The organism is Pseudoxanthomonas spadix (assembly GCF_003703395.1).
GTDB classification, from domain to species: Bacteria; Pseudomonadota; Gammaproteobacteria; order Xanthomonadales; family Xanthomonadaceae; genus Pseudoxanthomonas_A; species Pseudoxanthomonas_A spadix.
The window spans coordinates 100,505-122,509 of record NZ_RDQN01000001.1; the positions used below are offsets into that span (position 1 = coordinate 100,505).

The window sequence follows — 22,005 nt, forward strand, 5'->3', positions numbered from 1 at the left end:
AGACGATGCGCCGGCCTGTCCGGCGCATCGTCGTTTTGGACATGGCCATGCCCGTACCCACAGCAAGGTAGATCCGATGTTCCCCGCCACCGGCCCCACGTTGTCGCCCTGCATCGGCCTGTGCACGCTGCGTGGCGATGGCCTGTGCCGTGGCTGCCTGCGCGCGCTGGAAGAGATCGCCGCCTGGCCGCAGATGGGCGATGATGCACGCAAGGCGCTGACGGAACGCCTGCCCGAACGCGCACGCATGCCCCACGATCTGCACATCCTGTTGCCGGAATACGACGCCCTGCAACGCGCGTTGCATCCGCTGGATGCGCGCCCTGCGCCGCGCGGCTGGAACGCCGATCAATTGGAAGGGCTCCTGCCGCCAGGTCCGCCGGCCGCGGCGGCGGTGCTGGCCGGCCTGGTGCCGCGCAGCACGGGGACCACCGTGCTGCTGACCCGTCGCCACGACGGGCTGCGCCAGCACGGCGGCCAGGTGAGTTTCCCCGGTGGCCGCGTCGATGCCGGCGATGCCGATGCCGTGGCCGCCGCGCTGCGCGAGAGCGATGAGGAAATCGCGCTCAAGCGCGCCCAGGTGCAACCGATCGGCCTGCTCGACACCTTTGCCACGATCACTGGCTTCCTGGTCACCCCGGTGGTGGCGGTGATCCATCCCGGGTTCGTGCCGCTGCCCAATCCAGGCGAGGTGGCCGAGGTGTTCGAAGTGCCGCTGGACTACCTGATGGCGCCACACAACCTGCGCAGCGTGGCCCTGGAATTGAAGGGCCGCCCGCGCACCGTGCTGGAATACGACTGGGCCGAGCAGCGCATCTGGGGCGCGACCGCGGCCATCCTCTACAACCTGCGGCGTCGCCTGGAGGCGGTTGCATGAACTGGACCACGCTGGTCGATCCGGCCGTGCTGGCATTGCATCTGGATGATCCGGACCTGCGCATCGTCGATGCGCGCTTCGTGCTGACCGATCCTGGTGCCGGGCGCGCGGCGTATGCGCAGTCGCACCTGCCCCATGCGGTCTACGCCGATCTCAACGAGGACCTGGCCGATCTGTCCAGGGTCGCGTCGGGGCAGGGCCGGCATCCGTTGCCGGAAGTGGACGCATTCACCGGGACGCTCGGGCGCTGGGGCATCGCGCCCCGGCATCAGGTGGTGGTCTACGACGCCGGCGACGGCAGCATGGCCGCCGCGCGCCTGTGGTGGCTGCTGCGGCTGCTGGGACATGCGCAGGTGGCGGTGCTCGATGGCGGTCTGGCAGCCTGGCAGGCGGGCGGCCTGGCGCTGACCGATGAGCTCCAGTGGCCGCCTCGGCAACCGCCGTATCCGGGCGGCTACGACAGCGCCCGCATTGCCGGCACCGGGGAAGTGGCCGCGCGCCTGCACCAGGCGCCGGGCTGGCTCATCGATGCGCGCTCGGCCGAACGCTTCAGCGGTGGCCAGGAACCGGTGGACCGCATCGCCGGCCACGTGCCGGGTGCGGTCAACCGCCCGTACCTGGACAACGTCCACGCGGGCCGCCTGCGCGACCCGGATGCCTTGCGCGGTGAGCTGCAACCATTGCTGGGCGCGCACGCGCCGGACCAGGTCGTGCTGATGTGCGGTTCCGGCGTCACCGCCTGCCATCTGCTGCTGGCGTTCGAACATGCCGGCCTGGCGGGCCCGCGTGTCTATCCCGGCTCGTGGAGTGGCTGGATTTCCGATCCGGCGCGTCCGATCGCGACTACTTCCTGAGTCGGGCCACCATCGCCTGCAGCGCGGCCTGCGCATCGGGCTGGTACCAGTCGTTGATGAACTCGTCCAGGTCCACGCGGTTCAGCGCCGCGCGCACGTCGGCACGGGCGATCTGGCGGGTCTTGCGCTGCGGTGCCCGCGGCAGCCGGGCCATCTCCTGCAGCCAGCGCAGGGCCTGAGCCACGGTGGCAGCGGCATCGTCGGCCAGGGCGTCGACCAGTCCGATGGCCTCGGCCTGTTCGGCCGGGATCATCGCCCCTGTCACCAGCAGGCGTTCGGCGCGATGCACCCCGACCACGCGCCGCATCAGGTGCTGGATGCCGTCCGGCACGGCCAGGCCGACCTGGGTTTCGTTCAGGCCGATCTGCAGCGGCCGCGCCGGATCGGCGCTGCGCGTCATCACCCGGTAATCGCAGCACAGCGCCAGCGCGCAGCCACCTGCGGGCGCGTGGCCGGTCAGTGCAGCGGCGACCGGCATCGGCGCGCCGGCCAGGGTCCTGGCAACGTTGAAGAACGCGCTCCAGCTGGCATGCAGCGCAGCGCGGTCGTCGCCATGCGAGAGCAGGGACGGCACGTCCAGGCCGGCCGAGAAGACGCGCTCGTTGCCCGACAGCAGGACGCCGGCAACGCCGTCGTCGAATGCGCCCTGCAGCGCCTCCAGCAGGGCCGCACAGAGCGCATCGTCGAGCGCGTTGACCGGTGCGCGGGCCATGCGCAGTTCGCGCACATCGTCGTGCTGCACCACCTGGATCAGTTCGGACATTGCGGGCCCCTCCCGGAAGCGGTCAACTTGGGATGATAGCCCGCCGTGCGCCGCGGTATGGAGGTGGCGGCAGGCGGAGCGGCAGGGCCGATCCGCTCCCCGGGATGCTGCCGCCTCAGGCGACCGTGCTCGCCGCGCGCACCGCATCGGGCAGGGGCGCGCTCTTGCCGGTGGCCGTGTCGATCCACACCAGCACGACGTGGCCATCGGCGTACACGACCGTATCGTCGTTGTCGGCCACGATCCGATGGCCGATGGTCATGCTCGAGTTGCCCAGGCGCTCGATGAACAGCTCGACCACGATATCGTTGGGCCACACGATCGGCAGGCGGTAGTTGACGTGGGTATTGGCCACCACCGGCGAGACGCCGCTGCCCATCTTTGAAATGTCGGTGACCCCGTGCAGCCAGCGCACGCGCGCTTCCTCCAGATAGGAAACGTACTTGGCGTTGTTGACGTGGCCGTAGGCATCCATGTCGCGCCAGCGCACGCTGATCGGAATGCGCGCCAGCACCGGGCGCGGGACGTGGACGGTGTCGTTGTGATCGCTCATGAGGAAGCCTTCTTCTTGATCTTGTTTTTCACCGCCGCCTGCTTGGCCGCGACCTTGGCGGCCATGCGCGGCGGCAGTACCTCGGCCTTGGCCATTGCCGCTGGCCTGGTCGCCTTGGCCGCGGTCTGCGGCAGCAGCCTGGCCAGGAACCGGCCGGTGTGCGATGCCGGGTTGGCCGCGATCTCCTCCGGCGTGCCGGTGGCGATGATGGTACCGCCACGGTGGCCGCCGTCCGGGCCCAGGTCCACCACCTGGTCGGCGGTCTTGATCACGTCCAGGTTGTGTTCGATCACCACGATGGTGTTGCCGTCGTCGCGCAGCTTGTGCAGCACCGCCAGCAGGTGCTCGATGTCGTGGAAGTGCAGGCCGGTGGTCGGCTCGTCCAGGATGTAGAGCGTGCGCCCGGTGTCGCGGCGCGAGAGTTCCTTGGAAAGCTTGACCCGCTGGGCCTCGCCGCCGGACAGCGTGGTCGCGCTCTGGCCCAGCTTGACGTAACTCAGGCCCACGTCCATCAGCGTTTCCAGCTTGCGCGCGATCGAGGGGACCGGCTCGAACAGCTTCAGCGCATCCTCGACGGTCATTTCCAGCACGTCGTTGATGTTGAAGCCCTTGTAGAGGATCTCCAGGGTTTCGCGGTTGTAGCGCTTGCCGTGGCACACATCGCACGGCACATAGACATCGGGCAGGAAGTGCATCTCCACCTTGATCAGGCCATCGCCCTGGCAGGCCTCGCAGCGGCCGCCACGGACATTGAAGCTGAAACGCCCCGGCGAGTAGCCGCGCGCGCGCGCCTCGGGCACCTGTGCGTACAGCTCGCGCAGCGGCGTGAACAGGCCGGTGTAGGTGGCCGGATTGGAGCGTGGCGTGCGCCCGATCGGCGACTGGTCGATGTCCACGACCTTGTCGAACAGGTCCAGGCCATGGATCTCGCCGAACGGCGCCACCGGATGCGAAGCACCGTTGATCGCGTTGGCGCTGAGCGCGTACAGGGTGTCGTTGATCAGGGTCGACTTGCCCGAGCCGGACACGCCGGTGATGCAGGTGAACAGACCCGCGGCGATCTCCAGGTCCACGCCCTTGAGGTTGTTGCCCCTGGCGCCGGTGAGCCGCAGGGTCATGTCCGGGTTGGGCCTGTGCCGGGTCCTGGGCACCTCGATCCGGCGCTTGCCCGACAGGTACTGGCCGGTCAGCGAACGCGGCGCCTTGAGCAGGTCGGCGACCGTGCCCTGGCCGACGATCTCGCCGCCATGCACGCCGGCGCCGGGGCCGATGTCCAGCACGTGGTCGGCCGCGCGGATCGCATCCTCGTCGTGTTCGACCACGATCACCGTGTTGCCCAGGTCGCGCAGGCGGGTGAGGGTGCCGAGCAGGCGCTCGTTGTCGCGCTGGTGCAGGCCGATCGACGGTTCGTCCAGCACGTACATCACCCCGACCAGGCCGGCGCCGATCTGGCTGGCCAGACGGATGCGCTGGGCTTCGCCACCGGACAGCGTATCGGCCTTGCGTTCAAGGGTGAGGTAATCCAGGCCCACGTCGATCAGAAAGCCCAGTCGCTCGCCGATCTCCTTGACGATCTTGGTCGCGACTTCACCACGCCAGCCGGCCAGCTTCAGGCCGGTGAAGAACGCCAGCGCCTGGTCGACCGGCAGCACCGCGATTTCCGGCAGCGCACGGTCGGCGACGAACACGTTGCGTGCGGCGCGGTTCAGGCGCGCGCCACCGCATTCGGGGCAGGCCTGCTCGCTGATGTACCGGGCCAGTTCCTCGCGCACGGCCGCCGACTCGGTCTCGCGGTAGCGGCGCTCCAGGTTGGGCAGGATGCCTTCGAACTTGTGCTTGCGCTGGCTGCGTCCGCCCGATTCGGTGAGGTAGGTGAAGGACACCAGCTCGTTGCCGCTGCCGTACAGCACCGCCTGCCGGACCTTCTCCGGCAGGATCATCCACGGCGCATCGACGTCGAACTTGTAGTGCCTGGCCAGCGAGGCGATCAGCTGGAAGTAGTACGCGTTGCGCCGGTCCCAGCCGCGCACCGCGCCGGCCGACAGCGACAGCTCCGGATGCACGACCACGCGGGCCGGATCAAAGAACTGCGCCACCCCCAGGCCGTCGCACTTGGGGCAGGCGCCCACCGGCGAATTGAAGGAAAACAGGCGCGGCTCCAGTTCGGGCAGCGAGTAGTCGCAGACCGGGCAGGAATACTTGGAGGAGAACAGGTGCGGCGCGGCAGCCGGATCATCCAGCGACCTCACCGCGGCCATGCCCTCGCCCAGCTTCAGCGCAGTCTCGAAACTTTCGGTCAGGCGTTGCTTGATGTCCTGGCGCGGCTTGAAGCGGTCGATCACCGCCTCGATGGTGTGCTTGACCCGCAGCGCCAGCGGCGGCACCGCATCGATTTCATGCAGTGCCCCGTCCACGCGCACGCGCACGAAGCCCTGTGCACGCAGCTGTTCGAACACCTGGGCGTGCTCGCCCTTGCGTTCGCGGATCACCGGCGCCAGCAGCATCCAGCGCTGCTCGCCGTCCAGCGCCAGCACCTGGTCGACCATCTGGCTGACCGTCTGCGCTTCCAGCGGATAGCCGTGATCCGGGCAGCGCGGGATGCCCACGCGGGCGTAGAGCAGGCGCAGGTAGTCGTAGATCTCGGTGATCGTGCCCACCGTCGAGCGCGGATTGTGCGAGGTGGACTTCTGCTCGATCGAGATGGCCGGCGACAGGCCTTCGATGTGGTCCACGTCGGGCTTTTCCATCACGCTCAGGAACTGGCGGGCGTAGGCCGACAGCGATTCGACATAGCGGCGCTGGCCTTCGGCATAGATCGTGTCGAAGGCCAGCGAGGACTTGCCCGACCCGGACAGGCCGGTGATCACGATCAGCTTGTCGCGCGGCAGGTCCAGGTCGATGTTCTTCAGGTTGTGGGTGCGTGCGCCGCGGATGCGGATGCTGTCCATGCCTTTGGGGGTCTGGCCTGTGCAGGGAAGGGGAGCGCTGGCGCGTGTGGATCCAGTGCGAATCGGTCAGCCTAGCGAGTCCCCTGTATGGGGGCAATCGAGGTGTTTGGAAGAGCCGGTGCAGGCATTGCCGGCGTCGGGGCCGGGGCGCGCGGGCCAAGGCCTGGCCTGCACGTCCGGTTCATGCGGTGACTTGCTCCAAGTCACTGATCCAGCTATCATTGCCAGCTCTGTGCGCCCCTCGATGGGCGGCAGGCATGAGAATAACTACGAAAAGCCAACACCTAGAGGAAACACCCATGTACGCAGTTATGGTCACGGGCGGCAAGCAGTATCGCGTCATGCAGGGTGAAACCCTGCGCGTTGAGAAGCTCGACGCCGAAGTCGGCAAGGACATCACCTTCGACACCCTGCTGATGCTGGGCGACGAAAACGGCATCACCCTGGGCGAGGCGCTCAAGGGCGCCAGCGTCACCGCGACCGTCAAGTCGCAGGGCCGTGCCGACAAGGTCCGCATCATCAAGTTCCGCCGCCGCAAGCACCACATGAAGCAGCAGGGGCACCGGCAGTACTACACCGAAATCGAGATCACCGGCATCGCCGGTGGCAGCAGGCAGTAAGGAGAAGCACTCATGGCACATAAAAAGGGCGTAGGTTCCTCGCGCAACGGCCGCGATTCCAACCCGAAGATGCTGGGCGTGAAGGTCTACGGTGGCCAGGCCATCGAAGCCGGCAACATCATCATCCGCCAGCGCGGCACCCAGTTCCATCCGGGCCAGGGCGTCGGCCTGGGCCGCGACCACACGCTGTTCGCGCTGGTCGACGGAAAGGTCGACTTCTCGGTGAAGGGCGCCAAAAAGCGCCGCACCGTCAGTGTGTTGGCCCAGGCGTAAGCCTTCGCGACAGCGCCGCGAAAGCCCCGCTTCGGCGGGGTTTTTCGTTTCATGCGCTGGCGCATCCGCGCGGCGGCCTGGCGCGGCAAGGCCCGGTGGGGTCGCAGCCGCTAGAATTTTCCGCCGGCGCCTGGTGCGCTGGCCAATCCTCTTTCCTTTTTGCGGTCCCGATCCCATGAAACTCGTCGATGAAGCCGAAATCCAGGTCGTTGCCGGCAACGGCGGCAATGGTTGCGTCGGCTTCCGCCGCGAGAAGTTCATTCCGCTGGGCGGGCCGGACGGCGGCGACGGCGGCGACGGCGGCAGCGTCTGGCTGCAGGCCGACGAGAACCTCAACACCCTGGTCGACTTCCGTCACCAGCGTCACTTCAAGGCCCAGCGCGGCGAGAACGGCATGGGCCGGCAGATGTATGGCAAGGCGGGCCAGGACCTGGTGATCACCGTGCCGGTCGGCACGATGGTGGTCAATGTCGGCACCGACGAAGTCATCGGCGACCTGGTCGCCCATGGCGATCGGCTGCTGGTGGCCCGCGGCGGCAAGGGCGGCCTGGGCAACATGCATTTCAAGTCCTCGATCACCCGTGCGCCGCGCAAGGCCACCCCGGGCGAGGAAGGCGAGCAGCGCCTGCTCAAGCTGGAACTGAAGCTGCTGGCCGACGTGGGCCTGCTGGGCTTCCCCAATGCCGGCAAGAGCACGCTGATCCGGGCGGTCTCGGCGGCCACCCCAAAGGTGGCCGACTATCCGTTCACCACGCTTTATCCCAACCTGGGCGTGGTCAGTGTCGAGGCGCACCGCAGCTTCGTGATCGCCGACATTCCCGGCCTGATCGAGGGCGCGGCCGAAGGCGCGGGGCTGGGCGCGCAGTTCCTGCGCCACCTGCAGCGCACCCGCCTGCTGCTGCACCTGGTGGACATGGCGCCGGTGGCCGAGGAATTCGCCGGGACCGGCGTGACCGTCTCTCCGGCCGAGCAGGTCCGGGCGATCGAACGCGAGCTGCGCAAGCACGACCCGCAGTTGCTGGACAAGCCGCGCTGGCTGGTGCTGAACAAGGCCGACCTGATGTTCGCCGACGAGGCGGCCGCGCGGGCCAAGGCCATCGTCGAGGAACTGGGCTGGACCGGGCCGTGGTATGTGACCTCGGCGATCTCGCGCGAGGGCACCTTCCCGATCATGAAGGATGTGATGGCCTTCTTCGATCGCCAGCGCGAGGACGCGCTCGAGGCTGCGCGCAACGCCGGCTGAGCACTGGCTGTGCTTTCCCGTTTCCTGGGTTGGGCCCTCGCGGCGCCGAGCGGGCCTGGCCGTCTGGCACCCCTGGAACTGCAGGCGGCAGGCGTGCAGGCCACAAAAAATCGCCTGGAGCGATTTTTGACGTTGCGCAGCAACGGCCCGAAGGGTGGCCGCCAGGGATGGTGGGCCACAAAAAATCGCCTGGAGCGATTTTTGACGTTGCGCAGCAACGGCCCGAAGGGTGGCCGCCAGGGAGGGTGGGCCACAAAAAACCCGGCCGAAGCCGGGTTTCCTGTTGCCCTGCCGTCAGTCAGATGTCACGCGGCCTTGAGGGCCTTGATGCGCGCGACCAGGCGGCTCTTGTGACGGGCGGCCTTGTTCTTGTGGATCAGGCCGCGGGCGCTGAAGCGATCGAGGATCGGCTGGGCGGTGGCGAAGGCGGCTTCGGCGCCGGCGGCGTCGTTGGCGTCCAGCGCCTTGATGACTTTCTTGACGGCGGTGCGCAGCATGGAGCGCTGGGCGACGTTGCGCGCGTTGCGCACGACGGTCTGCTTGGCGCGCTTCTTGGCGGACTTGATATTGGCCACGTTGGGATCCTGAGAATTCTTGGGGTTGACGGCGGACGGAAAAACGAACGGGAAATTATGGGCTATTCAATGGGTTGGGTCAAGGCAACGGGCGTGAGCCGGCCACGGCATGGTGTCCGGCTGGCGGGGCAGGGCGGGTGAGCCCGCCGAGGATGCTGCGCGGGGTGCTGTCCTTCAGCAGCATGACCATGGTCTCACGGGTGCTGGGGCTGGTCCGCGACCAGGCCATCACCTACAGCTTCGGTGCCAATGCGGTGACCGATGCGTTCTGGGTGGCCTTCCGGATCCCGAACTTTCTGCGCCGGCTGTTTGCCGAAGGCGCGTTCTCCACCGCCTTCGTGCCGGTGTTCACGCAGGTCAAGGAAACCCGTCCACACGCGGACCTGCGTGAGCTGATGGCGCGGGTATCCGGCACCCTGGGCGGCATCGTGCTGCTGGTGACGGCGCTGGGGCTGATCTTCACCCCGCAGGTGGCGATGATCTTCAATCCGGGCTCGGTCGATGACCCGGCCAAGTTCCGGACCATCGTCGACCTGCTGCGGCTGACCTTTCCTTTTTTGCTGTTCGTCTCGCTGACCGCGCTGTCGGGCGGGGCGCTGAACAGCTTCAATCGCTTCGCCATTCCGGCGCTCACCCCGGTGATCCTCAACCTGTGCATGATTGCCGGCGCGCTGTGGCTGGCCCCGGCCATGGGCATGTCGATCCTGGCGCTGGGCTGGGCCGTGCTGGCGGCCGGCGCGCTGCAGCTGCTGTTCCAGGTTCCGGCGCTGCGCGGCATCAACCTGCTGGCCATGCCGCGCTGGGGTTGGAACCATCCGGACGTGCGCCGGGTGCTGACCCTGATGGTGCCGACCCTGTTCGGCTCGTCGGTGGCCCAGATCAACCTGCTGCTGGATACGGTGATCGCTTCGTACCTGTTTGCCGGTTCGCAGAGCTGGCTGTCGCAGGCCGACCGGTTTCTGGAGCTGCCGCTGGGCGTGTTCGGGGTGGCGTTGGGCACGGTGATCCTGCCGGCGCTGTCGCGCCATCACGTACGCACCGATGCAAGCGGCTTTTCGAACGCGCTCGATTGGGGGCTGCGGACCACGCTGTTGATCGCGGTGCCGGCGATGGTCGGGCTGATGCTGCTGAGCACGCCGCTGGTGGCCACGCTGTTCCAGTACGGCAAGTTCACCGCGTTCGACACGCGCATGGCGGCGATGTCGGTGTTCGGCCTGAGCTTTGGCCTGCCGGCCTTTGCCCTGCTGAAAATCGTGCTGCCGGCGTTCTATGCGCGTCAGGACACGCGCACCCCGGTGCGTGCAGGCGTGGCAGCACTGATCGCCAACATGGTGCTGAACCTGATCTTCCTGGCCGTGCTGTACCAGGTCATGGTCAAGCCGGAAGTGCGCGCGCTGGGTGTGACCGCTGCCCTGGCGCAAACGCCCGGCCTGCACCTGGCCCTGGGCCTGGCCAGTGCCGTGGCCAGTTTCATCAACCTGGGCTTGCTCTGGCGCTGGCTGGGGCGCAGTGGCGTCTACCAGCGCAAGCCGGGCTGGGGCCGGTTCCTGCTGCGCCTGGTGGTGTCGTGCGTGGCGATGGCGGCGGTGGTCGGCGCCGGGCTGCACTGGCTGCCTGACTTCACCGGCATGGACAAGTGGCATCGCATCGGCCTGCTGCTGGCGCTGGTGGCGGCCGGCGCGGCGACCTACGCCACGGTGCAGGTGCTGCTGGGATTCCGTCCACGCGATCTGCGCGAGCACTGACCCAGGCGCGGGCTTGTGCCGGCGCGTGGCGGCTATACTTCATGGGTTTCCCAAGAGATCTCACGGGTCGGCCGGTGCGCGCGCCGCGCGGCCCGATGTCCCAGCGATGAGCAGGCTGTTTCGTGACGTCGAAGGCGGGGTGCTGACCCCGGGTGGCAGCGTGGTGTGCATCGGTGCGTTCGACGGCCTGCACCTGGGCCATCGGGCGTTGCTGCGCCACGCCCAGCAGCGTGCCCGGGCCCTGGGCGTGCCATTGGTCGCGCTGACCTTCGAGCCGCTGCCGCGCGAGTTCTTCCTGCCGCACGATCCACCGCCGCGCCTTAGCCTGCCGCGGGCCAAGGTCGAAGGCCTGTTCGAGGCCGGCGCCGACCAGGTCGGGTTGCTGCGCTTCAACCAGCGCATGACCGCGATGTCGGCGCAGGATTTCGTCCACACCTTGCTGGTCGGCCGGCTGCAGGCGCGCGAGGTGTGGATCGGGCCGGAGTTCCGCTTCGGCCACAGGCGTGGTGGCGACCTGGCGCTGCTGCAGGCGATGGGTGCCGCGCTGGGCTTTGCCGCCGGGCAGATCGAGCCGGTGCGGTGCGACGATGGCGAGCGGGTCTCCTCCACGCGCATCCGCGCGGCGCTGCGCCAGGGCGACTTTGCCCACGCGCAGCGCCTGTTGGGCCGTCCGTACGCGATCAGCGGGCGGGTCGTGCGCGGCAGGCAGCTGGGCCGCACGCTGGGCTTTCCCACCGCCAACCTGCGCTTTCCCAAGACGCCGGTGCTGTCGGGCATCTACGCGACCTGGGTGCATGGGCTGACCGAGCGGCCGTGGCCATCGGTCTCCAGTTTCGGGACCCGGCCGACGGTGCAGGGTGTCGAACCGCTGCTGGAAGCGCACCTGTTCGACTTCAACGCCGACCTGTACGGACGCCACCTGCGGATCGAGTTCGTCGCCAAGCTGCGCGATGAAGAGAAGTTCGACGGGCTCGATGCCCTGACCGCGCAGATGCAGCGCGACGCCGCCCAGGCGCGCCAGCTGCTGTCCACCGAACGCTTCAGGGCCACTGCGTGAATCGCGCCCCGGTCCGCCCCCATGTCCGCGCCGCCAGGCGTGGACGCCCCCAAGCACAGCCGCCGAGAAAGCCAGTTCCGTGAGCATCGACTACAAAGCCACCCTGCACCTGCCGGCCACGGATTTCCCGATGCGCGGCGACCTGCCCAGGCGCGAGCCGGACATGCTCAAGCGCTGGTACGAGCAGGACCTGTACGCCCGGCTGCGCGCCCACGCCAGCGGCCGGCCGTTGTTCGTGCTGCACGATGGTCCGCCGTACGCCAATGGCACCATCCACCTGGGTCACGCGGTCAACAAGATCCTCAAGGACATCATCGTCAGGTCGCGCCATCTGGCCGGCTTCGATGCGCCGTACGTGCCGGGCTGGGATTGCCATGGCCTGCCGATCGAGGTGGCGATCGAGAAGAAGTACGGCAAGGTCGGCAGCAAGCTCGACGCCCGCCAGTTCCGCGCCAAGTGCCGCGAATATGCCGAGCAGCAGATCGACCTCCAGCGCAAGGACTTCAAGCGCCTGGGCGTGATCGGCGACTGGGACAACCCGTACAAGACGCTGAATTTCCGTTTCGAGGCCGACGAGATCCGCGCCCTGGCCAAGATCATCGCCAACGGCCACCTGCTGCGCGGGGCCAAGCCGGTGCACTGGTGCTTCGACTGCGGCTCGGCCCTGGCCGAGGCCGAGATCGAATACCAGGACAAGCTGTCCCCGGCGATCGACGTGGCCTACACCGCGCGCGATCCACAGGCGCTGGGCGCCGCCTTCGGCGTCGAGGTTCCGGCGGGGGTGGAAGTGGCCGTGCCGATCTGGACCACCACGCCGTGGACCCTGCCGGCCTCGCTGGCCGTGAGCGTCGGTCCGCAGCTGGATTACGTGCTGGTCGAAGGGCCGGCACGTGACGGCGCGCCGCGCTGGCTGGTGGTGGCCCAGGCGCTGGCGCAGCGCGCACTGGCCCGTTATGGGGTGACCGGCGTGGTGGTGAAGGGCCACGCCAAGGGCGCAGCGCTGGAACACCTGGTGCTGGCCCATCCGTTCTACGCCCAGCGCGACATTCCGCTGATCCTGGGCGGGCACGTGTCGGCCGAGGACGGCACCGGCGCGGTCCACACCGCGCCCGGCCACGGCCAGGAGGACTACGCGGTCGGTCTGGAATACGGGCTGGTCGAGCAGTACACCGCCGCCCAGATCAACCCGGTCGACGGCCGCGGGGTGTACCTGCCGTCCACGCCCGCGTTCGATGGCACCGAGCTGGCCGGCATGCACATCTGGAAGGCCAACGAGGTCATCGGCGAACTGGCCCGGGCCAACGCTTCGCTGCTGGCCTTCCACCCGTTGACCCACAGCTACCCGCACTGCTGGCGCCACAAGACCCCGGTGGTGTTCCGCGCCACCCCGCAGTGGTTCATCTCGATGGACCAGGCCAACCTGCGCGCCGACGCGCTGGCCGCGATCAAGGAGGTGCGCTGGTTCCCGGCCTGGGGCCAGGCGCGCATCGCCGGCATGGTCGAGGGCCGTCCGGACTGGTGCATCAGCCGCCAGCGCACCTGGGGCGTGCCGATCGCGCTGTTCGTCCATCGTCAGACCCAGGAGCCGCATCCGCGTTCGGTCGAATTGATGGAACAGGTGGCACTGAAGGTCGAGCAGGGCGGCGTCGATGCCTGGTACGACCTGGACGCGGCAGAACTGCTCGGCGAGCAGGCCGCGGACTATGACAAGGTCACCGACATCCTGGATGTGTGGTTCGACTCGGGCGTCACCCACGAAGGGGTGCTGCTGGAACGCGGCTTCGGCAAGCCGGCCGACCTGTACCTGGAAGGCTCGGACCAGCATCGCGGCTGGTTCCAGTCCTCGCTGCTGACCGGGGTGGCCATCGACAGGGCGGCCCCGTACAGGCAGTGCCTGACCCATGGTTTCACCGTGGACGAGCATGGCCGCAAGATGTCCAAGTCGCTGGGCAACGGGATCGAGCCGCAGGACATCATGAAGACCCTGGGCGCGGACATCCTGCGCCTGTGGATCGCCAGCGCCGACTACAGCAACGAGATGGCGCTGTCGCAGGAGATCCTCAAGCGCAACGCCGATGCCTATCGCCGCCTGCGCAATACCGCGCGCTTCCTGCTGGGCAACCTGCATGGCTTCGACCCGGCCGTGCACCTGCGCCCGCTGCAAGACATGGTCGCGCTGGACCGCTGGATCGTGCATCGCGCCTGGGAGCTGCAGGAGAAGATCAAGGCGGCCTACCAGCGCTACGACTTTGCCGCCATCGTCCAGGCGCTGCTGAACTTCTGCAGCGTGGACCTGGGCTCGCTGTACCTGGATGTGACCAAGGACCGCCTGTACACGATGCCGGAGGACTCGCGCGGGCGCCGCTCGGCGCAGAGCGCGATGTACCGCATTGCCGAAGGCCTGGTGCGCTGGATCGCGCCGATCCTGAGCTTCACCGCCGATGAAATGTGGGGCTACCTGCCGGGCAAGCGCCTGGACAATGTGCTGTTCGCCACCTTCTACGACGGTCTGGCGCCGCTGCCGGCCGATGCCGCGCTGTCGGCGGACGATGTCGATGCACTGCTGGCGCTGCGCGAGCAGGTGGCCAAGGTGCTCGAACCGATGCGCGCCAGCGGCGCGATCGGCGCGGCGCTGGAAGCAGAAATCGCCATCTCCGCCGAGCCGGCCACTGCCGCGCGCTGGCAGGCACTGGGCGATGAGCTGCGCTTCCTGTTCATCAGCGGCGACGTGACGGTGAGTGCGGTGCAGGCCGACGGGGTGTTGGTGCGGGCCGCGCGGACCAGCAAGCCCAAGTGCGTGCGCTGCTGGCAGCACCGGGCCGATGTCGGCGCCAACGCGGCCCATCCGGAGCTGTGCGGGCGCTGCGTGGACAACATCGAAGGCGCAGGCGAGAACCGGCAGTGGTTCTGAACGCAGCCAAGACGCCGGGCAATGCGCCGGCAGGGTCGGGCGGGTCGCCGCAGGCCGGGAGCCCTGGTGCCGATCTTCCGCGAGCTCGCGGAGCGGATCTTCCCGGGTCCCCGGCCCAGGGTCCCCGGTCCCGGCCTTCGGCGCTGGTCTGGCTGCTGCTCTCTGCGCTGGTGATCGGCCTGGACCAGTGGTCCAAGGCCTGGGTCCTGGCGCGCCTGCCCGAGTTCGAGGCGGTCCAGGTGATCGACGGTTTCTGGAACTGGTACCGGACCTACAACACCGGCGCGGCGTTCAGCTTCCTGAGCAATGCCGGCGGCTGGCAGATCTGGTTCTTCACCGCGCTGGCGGTGATCGTCTGCGGCCTGCTTGGCTGGTGGCTGTCGCGGACCCCGCGTGGCGACTGGCGCACCGCGCTGCCGTATGCGCTGGTGATCGGCGGTGCGCTGGGCAACGTGATCGACCGGCTGCTGCATGGCCACGTGATCGATTTCATCCAGTGGTACGTGGGCGACCACTACTGGCCTTCGTTCAACATCGCCGATTCGGCCATCGTCTGCGGGGCCGTCGGCATTGCCCTGTCCGGACTGTTGAAGCGCGAAACGAGGGAAGAGGAGTGAGAAAAAAGGGGCGTGAGTCGTGGCGGGTCAGATTCACGGCCTGTGGCGTTGCTTGCAGGGCTGTCCTTCGTTTCTCACTCCCCTTCCCGCGTCCCTCGCTCTAAACTGCGTCCATGGATGTCCTGCTCGCCAATCCCCGTGGCTTTTGCGCCGGTGTCGACCGTGCGATCGAGATCGTCAAGCGCGCGATCGAGGCGCTGGGCGCGCCGATCTACGTGCGCCACGAGGTCGTGCACAACCGTTTCGTGGTCGATGACCTCAAGGCCCGCGGCGCGGTCTTCGTCGAGGAACTGGATGAGGTGCCCGACAACAGCACGGTCATCTTCAGCGCCCATGGCGTGTCCCAGGCGGTGCGCCAGGAGGCCGAGCGCCGCGGCCTGAAGGTCTTCGATGCCACCTGTCCGCTGGTGACCAAGGTCCACCTGGAAGTGGCCCGCCACTGCCGGGCCGGTCGCGATGTGGTCCTGATCGGCCACGCCGGCCACCCGGAAGTGGAGGGCACGATGGGCCAGTGGGACCGCGAATGCGGCACCGGGCGCATCTACCTGGTCGAGGACATCGCCGGGGTGGCCACGCTTCAGATCGAGCAGCCGGACAATTTTGCCTATACCACCCAGACCACGCTGTCGGTGGACGACACGGTCGGCATCATCGCCGCGCTGCGGGCCAGATTCCCCGCCATGCAGGGACCGAAAAACGACGATATCTGCTACGCCACCCAGAACCGCCAGGACGCCGTGCGCGACCTGGCGCGCCAATGCGATCTGGTGCTGGTGGTCGGCTCGCCCAACAGCTCCAATTCCAACCGCCTGCGCGAGCTGGCCGAGCGCGATGGTGTGGAGGCCTACCTGATCGACGGTGCGCAGGAGATCGACCCGGCCTGGATCGACGGCAAGCGCAAGGTCGGCGTCACCGCCGGCGCCTCGGCCCCGGACGTGCTGATCGACGGGGTGATCCAGCGCCTGCGCGAGCTGGGCGCCGGCGGGGTCAGCGAGCTGGCCGGCGAACCGGAAAGCATGGTCTTCGCCCTGCCCAAGGAGCTGCGCCTGCAGCTGGTCAATTGACCAGGCCAGGCCCGGTCCCTAGAATCGCGCTCCTCGCCGGAATAGCTCAGTTGGTAGAGCGGCGCATTCGTAATGACATGCGCAGGGTAATTGTGTTTCACGGAAAGGTTTAAACCACCGGCTTTAGCCGGTCAGCTTTAGCTACGACAATGGCTGCAACCGAGGAGGGGTAGCCATGGAGTACAGATACGGTAGTCATACGGTGTACGCGATCGAGTAGCACTTCGTGTGGGTGACGAAGTGCCTCTACAAGGTGTTGATAGTGACCTTGCGGAGCGGGTGCGGGACTTAGTTCGGGAGACTTGTGAGGCGTTCGAGATCAGGATTGTGAAGGGAGTGGTGAGCAAGGATCACATCTGGTTGTTGAGTTCTTACACGGAAAAGCCAAGAGACAAATCCGAAAATTCTTCCAAGGTAAGCCCTTGCTCCGGGGCCAACATATCGTTCGATAGCACACGCTTTGTCGCAAGGCGCTTGGCAACGCGTTCCTCAAAGCTCTCAAAGCCATCGCCCAACACGGTTGGGTAATAGACGAAAACTTCCTTTTCTTGCCCAATCCGATAAGCGCGATCCGTCGCCTGATCTTCCTTAGCCGGATTCCATGGGCGGGTGAAGTGGATGACGTGATTTGCGGCCTGGATGTTCACACCAAAGCCCACCGCAGTTGTGGAGAGCACGATCGCTCCAAAGCCCGGCTTGGCCTGGAACGCATCAATGATCGCTTGGCGCGAGTCATTTGCCCCGGCCTCTACGCTCGTGCTGCCATTGACGATTGAAGCTTGATAGTTCAATCGGCTGGCAATGGCGCGTTGGATCAAACGCTGGATGTCACGGAATTCTGTGAAAACGATGACTTTCTCGCCCGCGGCCCGAATCTCTTGCAGCCTGTCGACCAGCCATGCCAGCTTCGGTGAGTGACGAAGGTGTTCATCTAGCGGCAGGAACTCCGATCGATCATCCGCAGCCGCAAGAGGATTGGCGCAAATCTGCCTGAGTTGATGGAGCAGGCTCAATGCAGCAGTACTGCCACCCTTTCCGGAGTCAACTGTTTCGCGAAACTGCCTAGCAGCCGCGGCATAGAGACCGCGCTGTTTGGCTGACATCGCGAGTTCGCAGGGTATCTCAGTCTTCGGCTTGAGATCTGCAACCTCGGCCTTCATTCGCCGTAGCGCCCACGGCGAAATCTGCTCGCGCAATACCTCAACCTTCTGCTCGTGACCCTCAGACCTGAGCTCGATCTGTTGCCTGAACACTTTAGTGAACTTGGTCAGGGAGTCGAGCAGACCTGGTTGGAAGAAGTCGAAGAGACACCAGAGATCCGCAAGTGAGTTCTCCACTGGCGTGCCCGTACAAGCGATCTTGAAATCGGCTTGCATCGCCTTGGCGGCCCGAGTCACCATGGCAGACGGCGTTTTGATCTTTTGGGCCTCGTCGCAAACGAGTACACCCCACTTCTCCCGCGCCATGGAGAGCTGGTAATCGCGCAAGGTCTCGTATGTGGTCAGCACAAACGCAGCGCCATGTGCAAAGCCGGGATTGAGTGCCTTTTTGACGCCCAACTCCCGAAGTTCAGGTCCGATCTCGCGCGCACTCAGCCGGTGAAGGGCCAAGTCATCACCATAGAGTGTGATTGTCGCGCCCTGCCTGCCATCGAGAAATTTGTTGATCTCTGCTTTCCAATTCTCCAATAGGGATACAGGGGCCACGATCAGGCACGGCTTAGGCGCTGGCGCAGTCTGCCGATACCAGGCCATCAGCGTCAGCGCCTGCAGCGTCTTGCCTAGGCCCATATCGTCGGCGAGCAACACCCCTCGCACACCGTCACCCCGCTGTCGCATACGCCCTTGCATCCAGGCGACGCCTTCGACCTGGTGATCTTTCAGCGCAATTTCCGGACGAAGCGCAGCAGGCGCTTCATAGACGTCCTTCACTCGCGCTTGCTGAGTTTCCTCACTTGGGTACTCAAGACCTTCAATGTTGTGAAGGATTCTGAGCGAAAGCTTTTCCGCAGGCGCGGGGTTCTTGGGGCTCTCAATTCTCTTTTCGCCGGCTGGCTTGGCCAGTTCTTTCATCCAGGCTCGTGCTTCGGGCGTTGGGATTTCCTTTTCGATCCCAGGTACAGACACAGTGGTGTGGCCTTCACGTTCCGCCACGTCCACGCGCCGGCCGAGCTCGTGGACATCATCGGGGCCAAGGCGCCCCTCTGTCGCCGCTCCCGTAGCAGGGTCTACTGCAACATACTGGCCGGCACCCTCGATCCAGCCCTCAGCAGGCGAACGGTTCTGTATTTTTGGCACGATGATGGGCTTGCCATCGAAACCGACGACGCGATCGCTGTAGTGGGCCAGGTCAAAAAGCGTCTCGACACCGATCACGCTGCCAACCGCTTCCTTGAAGTGGGCTTGCCGTAGACGTGCAAGGCTTTCAAGTGTCAGGCCAGAGAGCAGAACCCGATGTTTCTTCCAGCGGGCAACGCCAAAGCCCTCAGAGCCACTTGCCTCTCCCAGCAGCGAATCGAATTCGGAAGCGTGAAAACTGCCGGCGAATACGCTCTCACTCCCGCCAACCGGATCAACCAGCACTGCATCCCAACTACCGTCAGCGTCTGCAGGCTGGAGCTCTAGTTCCCACTCCTCGATACCAGCCGCACGTTTGGCTTCAGCGAAACGCTCCGGAGAGATGACCTGCGCTGCAACTTCGCCGAGGACGACATATGGGTCATGCATAAAGGCGTCGGCTTGCTTCCCAGCCAAGCGCCGACCTGGCATAGATTTGATCTGCCGACTGACCTCACGCACTTGTTTGGAAAGCACAACGTGACTCATGCCGCCTTCCGCATCCGTAACGTCATAGCGACCGCGGACCGATTGATACCGATCAAATTGCGGAAGCCACCCCTCCGGCGCGCCAACGGGATGCGGCTCCACCTCTACGACCTGGGTTTCAGCAGTCTTATCCTGCTTCAAATGGATCTGAAGTTTGTCGGCGACAATTACCGGTGAGTGCTCCAAATAGCGATCCATTGTCGCACCTGCCCATCTGGCGGCCTCTTGGACCTTGCCCATTTGCAACATACGGCGGTCCGCATCCCAGTCTTCGCCGCATTGCGCGAGCTCAGCCATCGTCTCTAGGAGCGCAAAAGCTGATTGCGGCAGTAAGATATCCTGGCCGGGCGTGGTCAACACCGCGCCAAGACGTTCAGCCACAAGCGCCTGGCCATCTTCCGCGATCCACCCTTCAAGCGTGACCCGAAATGTTGTGTCGGTTGGGGTCCCGTGCGAGAGAATTACGGGGCTTAGCCTGGCGGTCTGCGGCAACTTCAGCAGATGCAAGCTTGATACGTGGTCGCTCTCGGAAAGAAGCGCATAGACCTTTTCCCATGGGATCAGGTAGCCAGCTCCATCTTCGAGCGCGAAGCCCTCGTCGGCGAGCTGCAACAGATAGATCGAGCCCGGATGAGTACTCCCTTCCTCTGGCGCTCCTTTCCAACCGTCAGATGCAGCAGAGAACTCAGGAGCATTCATGGGAATGATCTCGGGGCTCTCCCCCTTCCAAAAGCGAAGCTTCATCGATAGAACCCTCGGCTGGATGCAAATCTGAATCCGGCCACATTCATTGCCTCAATCAGCTCATTGGAAGGTTTAGAGCTAAGTTCAACCCAATAGCTGCCGCCTTTGTTGCGGTTATCGACAATCGCCTTTCGTGTCAATGACAGCTCCCGTGCAAGGTGCGCCGGCAACGAAGGAAGAAGCTGATCAACGTCAGCTATCGCAGACGGCGCGTTGGCCGCTCTCTTTGTCGGCGATCGCCCACCTTGTTGAACTCCGTTTGGCCGGATGCCGACGCGAGCGAGCGTCCGGTCAAACTCAGACTCCCATGGCCCATGGTGCGAGAGCCTGTACTTTGCTAATCGCTGATTCTTCAGCTGATATAGCGAAAGACTTTTGTCGTTGACTTTGAATGGCCGCGTGCTTTCTTCGTAGCCATAGCACGCATTGCCGGTTTCTGCGAATTCAACAAACCAATGATCCCCGAGCTTCATTAACATTGCGATGTTGGTCGGGGTCGAGCTCGTAAGCCATCCCAATCGTCCCTGCCTTTTTTTTATGAAACGGCCAATATCCGTATTGCTCGTGGAATTAAAAAACGAGCCAAGGACCAACTTTGTAAACTGCATCCTTCCCGTGAATCTCTTCCAGTACTCGAAGCGGCGCTGATCCATTGCACTGAGCACCCTGGATGAGCTCTTGATCAACTCGAAGAAATCAGCCAAATCTTCCTCTGCCAAACAGCGGCAGATCCATTGCCTCGCCTCATCGGATACCTGTGACCAACGATGAGATCGATCGCTCAGATCCAGCTGGGGATTGCCCCACGCATCGATCACACGCTCCAGGATCTTCTGATTCAGCAAGTTGTCTGGGGACTTGGCTGCACGTTCGACCAATGCGGTAAGAACAGCGTCCTGCTGGTTAGGAAATCGAGATAAAAGACTCAGAAATCGCGGGGAACTCCGCTCGAACTCAACGTCGTTCATGTCTTCCAACTTCGCGAGCGCGTTGCCCACAAATTCGGCCCAGAACCAACTGCTACCAGGTATTTCCACATGATCTGACAGCGCGTCCAGCGCACGCTCATCGCCAGCCGTCCACTCAATCACGTAGCGCTTGGAGGGGGTTAAGCCGAACACATCCTTATGTTCTTCAACTGTTGGCAGCCAACCGGGCGGAACCCTCTGGGCCTTCAACTTCGGCAACGTCCTTTGCAGGAAACCTCTGTAGACTTCCCTCTCCACGCTTTCACCGAGAAGAAAATATGCGACGAAGACAGTGCGCCAGAGAAGAGGACCAAGCAGAGAGTCCCCAATCCTTTTTTGCCAACGCTGCATTAGCGGGACGCTAAGGTCTTGCCTGGCAGCAATAGACTGTCCGTTGAGAAGTTCCGAGCTCGCAACAAATTGAGACGCGAGGATCATATCATCCCGCTCACTCAAAGCATTAGCGCCCTCATTGAGGAGTCGCCTCAGGGATTTGTTGAACCACTGAGGTGAGTCGAAGCCTGCCGGGGTAGTGCCTAGCTCTTCGCGCATGACACTGACCGCTTCTCTGAGCCGCTTCAGCGGAACAGGCGTCACCTGTAACTCGTGCACGGGTGCCATCATCCTCTGGAGAGCGTGGGTGAACATCAGAGCTGGCACCGATCCGCGCTGGCCATGACATCTGTACCGGCATCAACAGGAGCGGAATGGGGCTCGTCAATGCCGTAGAACTGAATTCTCAGCTCGACTCGACGGCTTTCATCAGCTGTTGTTCTCTGATTATTAAACGATACGCCGCCAGCCAGGAAAAGCTTTCGCACACGAGCCAACTGCTCATCACTCAGAGCAAGGCTCTTATTCTTTGCCGGATCCATCAAGAGGCAAAGAACCCACTCGGATCGCTGCAGACTTAGATGAAGGTTGTAAAGATACCCACCCTTGGTGTCGGTGTATCCTTCCACGACGACCTGCTTCAACCATTTCTTGCCCAGCTCTCCGTCTGCAGCATTCAGAACAGCGGGGACTAACTGTGCGAGCGCCCCATCTGCCTCTGCTGGGAGCCGGTAGCTGTTGAAACCAAACGTTCCAACGGTTGGGAAGGAGATGCGCTGATCTGCGCAGTTGATCTGAATTTCAGGTACGCCCGATAGATCACGGCCCAATTGTTCACAGACCGATTGAATTTCCCGTGCCCTGATCTCCGCGGGCCCCTCCACTACTCGCGTTACAGCAGCGATCGTGACCGCCATGGCACTCAGGAACAACACCATCATCGCCGTCATCAAATCTGCATAGCTAATCCAGAACGGCCTCTCGCCATCATCTTTGTTCCGGCGCCGTCCTCGGGCCATGCTCCCAAACATGTGC

At 64.9% G+C, this 22,005-nt stretch carries 17 protein-coding genes and 1 pseudogene; 11 read left to right on the forward strand and 7 right to left on the reverse strand.

What is annotated here, in order from left to right:
* The first annotated feature begins 76 nt into the window (after window positions 1-76).
* Entirely contained in the window at window positions 77-877 is an 801-nt protein-coding gene (locus D9R12_RS00445; RefSeq protein WP_014160998.1) for a CoA pyrophosphatase, read from the forward strand.
* On the forward strand, window positions 874-1,731 hold the full coding sequence (locus tag D9R12_RS00450; protein ID WP_014160997.1) for a sulfurtransferase: 858 nt from the start codon (window positions 874-876) through the stop codon (window positions 1,729-1,731). The genes D9R12_RS00445 and D9R12_RS00450 overlap by 4 nt, the downstream gene beginning before the upstream one ends.
* Here the strand turns inward: D9R12_RS00450 and D9R12_RS00455 are convergent.
* The 3 genes from D9R12_RS00455 to uvrA all read right to left on the reverse strand — a co-directional run bounded on the left by D9R12_RS00455 (window position 1,721) and on the right by uvrA (window position 5,995).
* Entirely contained in the window at window positions 1,721-2,494 is a 774-nt protein-coding gene (locus D9R12_RS00455) for an enoyl-CoA hydratase/isomerase family protein (protein WP_014160996.1), read from the reverse strand. The genes D9R12_RS00450 and D9R12_RS00455 overlap by 11 nt on opposite strands.
* A 115-nt stretch (window positions 2,495-2,609) precedes the next feature.
* Window positions 2,610-3,047 (reverse strand): acyl-CoA thioesterase, encoded by a 438-nt coding sequence (locus tag D9R12_RS00460; RefSeq protein WP_014160995.1) that lies wholly within the window; start codon window positions 3,045-3,047, stop codon window positions 2,610-2,612.
* Entirely contained in the window at window positions 3,044-5,995 is a 2,952-nt protein-coding gene (gene uvrA / locus D9R12_RS00465) for an excinuclease ABC subunit UvrA (protein ID WP_122226950.1), read from the reverse strand. The genes D9R12_RS00460 and uvrA overlap by 4 nt, the downstream gene beginning before the upstream one ends.
* Before the next feature lie 299 nt (window positions 5,996-6,294).
* Here uvrA and rplU point away from each other — a divergent pair, with 299 nt between their 5' ends.
* The 3 genes from rplU (at window position 6,295) to obgE (ending at window position 8,131) form a co-directional block, all read left to right on the forward strand.
* Window positions 6,295-6,615: a 50S ribosomal protein L21 gene (rplU, locus tag D9R12_RS00470; protein WP_122226952.1), complete on the forward strand. Its 321-nt coding sequence runs from the start codon at window positions 6,295-6,297 to the stop codon at window positions 6,613-6,615.
* Window positions 6,616-6,627: 12 nt separating this feature from the next.
* The gene (gene rpmA, locus D9R12_RS00475; protein WP_014160992.1) at window positions 6,628-6,888 is read left to right on the forward strand and encodes a 50S ribosomal protein L27; all 261 of its coding nucleotides are present in this window, start codon (window positions 6,628-6,630) and stop codon (window positions 6,886-6,888) included.
* Window positions 6,889-7,063: 175 nt separating this feature from the next.
* Window positions 7,064-8,131, forward strand: a complete 1,068-nt coding sequence (gene obgE, locus D9R12_RS00480) for a GTPase ObgE (protein WP_122226954.1) — start codon at window positions 7,064-7,066, stop codon at window positions 8,129-8,131.
* A gap of 305 nt (window positions 8,132-8,436) precedes the next feature.
* Here the strand turns inward: obgE and rpsT are convergent, their stop codons facing one another.
* Window positions 8,437-8,706 (reverse strand): 30S ribosomal protein S20, encoded by a 270-nt coding sequence (gene rpsT, locus D9R12_RS00485; protein WP_014160990.1) that lies wholly within the window; start codon window positions 8,704-8,706, stop codon window positions 8,437-8,439.
* Between the two features lie 152 nt (window positions 8,707-8,858).
* On the opposite strand from rpsT, the gene murJ reads away from it, so the two are divergent.
* From murJ to D9R12_RS15965, 6 genes and pseudogenes are all read left to right on the forward strand, one after another.
* Entirely contained in the window at window positions 8,859-10,451 is a 1,593-nt protein-coding gene (gene murJ / locus D9R12_RS00490) for a murein biosynthesis integral membrane protein MurJ (RefSeq protein ID WP_122226956.1), read from the forward strand.
* A gap of 106 nt (window positions 10,452-10,557) precedes the next feature.
* Window positions 10,558-11,508: a bifunctional riboflavin kinase/FAD synthetase gene (locus D9R12_RS00495; RefSeq protein ID WP_122226958.1), complete on the forward strand. Its 951-nt coding sequence runs from the start codon at window positions 10,558-10,560 to the stop codon at window positions 11,506-11,508.
* A 79-nt stretch (window positions 11,509-11,587) separates the two neighbouring features.
* On the forward strand, window positions 11,588-14,419 hold the full coding sequence (gene ileS / locus D9R12_RS00500; protein ID WP_122226960.1) for an isoleucine--tRNA ligase: 2,832 nt from the start codon (window positions 11,588-11,590) through the stop codon (window positions 14,417-14,419).
* 143 nt (window positions 14,420-14,562) lie between these two features.
* Complete coding sequence (lspA, locus tag D9R12_RS00505; RefSeq protein WP_122227615.1) at window positions 14,563-15,036, forward strand: signal peptidase II; 474 nt, start codon at window positions 14,563-14,565, stop codon at window positions 15,034-15,036.
* Between the two features lie 113 nt (window positions 15,037-15,149).
* Window positions 15,150-16,100 (forward strand): 4-hydroxy-3-methylbut-2-enyl diphosphate reductase, encoded by a 951-nt coding sequence (gene ispH / locus D9R12_RS00510; RefSeq protein WP_014160985.1) that lies wholly within the window; start codon window positions 15,150-15,152, stop codon window positions 16,098-16,100.
* 226 nt (window positions 16,101-16,326) lie between these two features.
* Window positions 16,327-16,472 (forward strand): annotated as a pseudogene (locus D9R12_RS15965) (transposase); the annotation flags it as partial.
* Here the strand turns inward: D9R12_RS15965 and D9R12_RS15970 are convergent.
* The 3 genes from D9R12_RS15970 to D9R12_RS00530 are packed head-to-tail and all read right to left on the reverse strand — an operon-like array spanning window position 16,472 to window position 22,001.
* Window positions 16,472-19,669 (reverse strand): DEAD/DEAH box helicase, encoded by a 3,198-nt coding sequence (locus D9R12_RS15970; protein ID WP_244671839.1) that lies wholly within the window; start codon window positions 19,667-19,669, stop codon window positions 16,472-16,474. The pseudogene D9R12_RS15965 and the gene D9R12_RS15970 sit on opposite strands and share 1 nt — an antisense overlap.
* Entirely contained in the window at window positions 19,666-21,285 is a 1,620-nt protein-coding gene (locus D9R12_RS00525) for an EH signature domain-containing protein (protein WP_244671838.1), read from the reverse strand. The genes D9R12_RS15970 and D9R12_RS00525 overlap by 4 nt, the downstream gene beginning before the upstream one ends.
* A complete protein-coding gene (locus D9R12_RS00530; RefSeq protein ID WP_122226962.1) occupies window positions 21,285-22,001 on the reverse strand; it encodes a flagellar motor protein MotB in 717 nt (238 codons plus the stop codon). Before D9R12_RS00530 ends, D9R12_RS00525 begins: the two co-directional genes overlap by 1 nt.
* Window positions 22,002-22,005 lie beyond the last annotated feature (4 nt).

Coding starts and splice junctions, on each gene's coding strand:
- D9R12_RS00445 (WP_014160998.1), top strand. CDS start 77: ATGTTCCCCGCCACCGGCCCCACGTTGTCGCCCTGCATCGGCCTGTGC.
- D9R12_RS00450 (WP_014160997.1), top strand. CDS start 874: ATGAACTGGACCACGCTGGTCGATCCGGCCGTGCTGGCATTGCATCTG.
- D9R12_RS00455 (WP_014160996.1), bottom strand. CDS start 2,494: ATGTCCGAACTGATCCAGGTGGTGCAGCACGACGATGTGCGCGAACTG.
- D9R12_RS00460 (WP_014160995.1), bottom strand. CDS start 3,047: ATGAGCGATCACAACGACACCGTCCACGTCCCGCGCCCGGTGCTGGCG.
- uvrA (WP_122226950.1), bottom strand. CDS start 5,995: ATGGACAGCATCCGCATCCGCGGCGCACGCACCCACAACCTGAAGAAC.
- rplU (WP_122226952.1), top strand. CDS start 6,295: ATGTACGCAGTTATGGTCACGGGCGGCAAGCAGTATCGCGTCATGCAG.
- rpmA (WP_014160992.1), top strand. CDS start 6,628: ATGGCACATAAAAAGGGCGTAGGTTCCTCGCGCAACGGCCGCGATTCC.
- obgE (WP_122226954.1), top strand. CDS start 7,064: ATGAAACTCGTCGATGAAGCCGAAATCCAGGTCGTTGCCGGCAACGGC.
- murJ (WP_122226956.1), top strand. CDS start 8,859: ATGCTGCGCGGGGTGCTGTCCTTCAGCAGCATGACCATGGTCTCACGG.
- D9R12_RS00495 (WP_122226958.1), top strand. CDS start 10,558: ATGAGCAGGCTGTTTCGTGACGTCGAAGGCGGGGTGCTGACCCCGGGT.
- ispH (WP_014160985.1), top strand. CDS start 15,150: ATGGATGTCCTGCTCGCCAATCCCCGTGGCTTTTGCGCCGGTGTCGAC.
- D9R12_RS15970 (WP_244671839.1), bottom strand. CDS start 19,669: ATGAAGCTTCGCTTTTGGAAGGGGGAGAGCCCCGAGATCATTCCCATG.
- D9R12_RS00525 (WP_244671838.1), bottom strand. CDS start 21,285: ATGTTCACCCACGCTCTCCAGAGGATGATGGCACCCGTGCACGAGTTA.
- D9R12_RS00530 (WP_122226962.1), bottom strand. CDS start 22,001: ATGTTTGGGAGCATGGCCCGAGGACGGCGCCGGAACAAAGATGATGGC.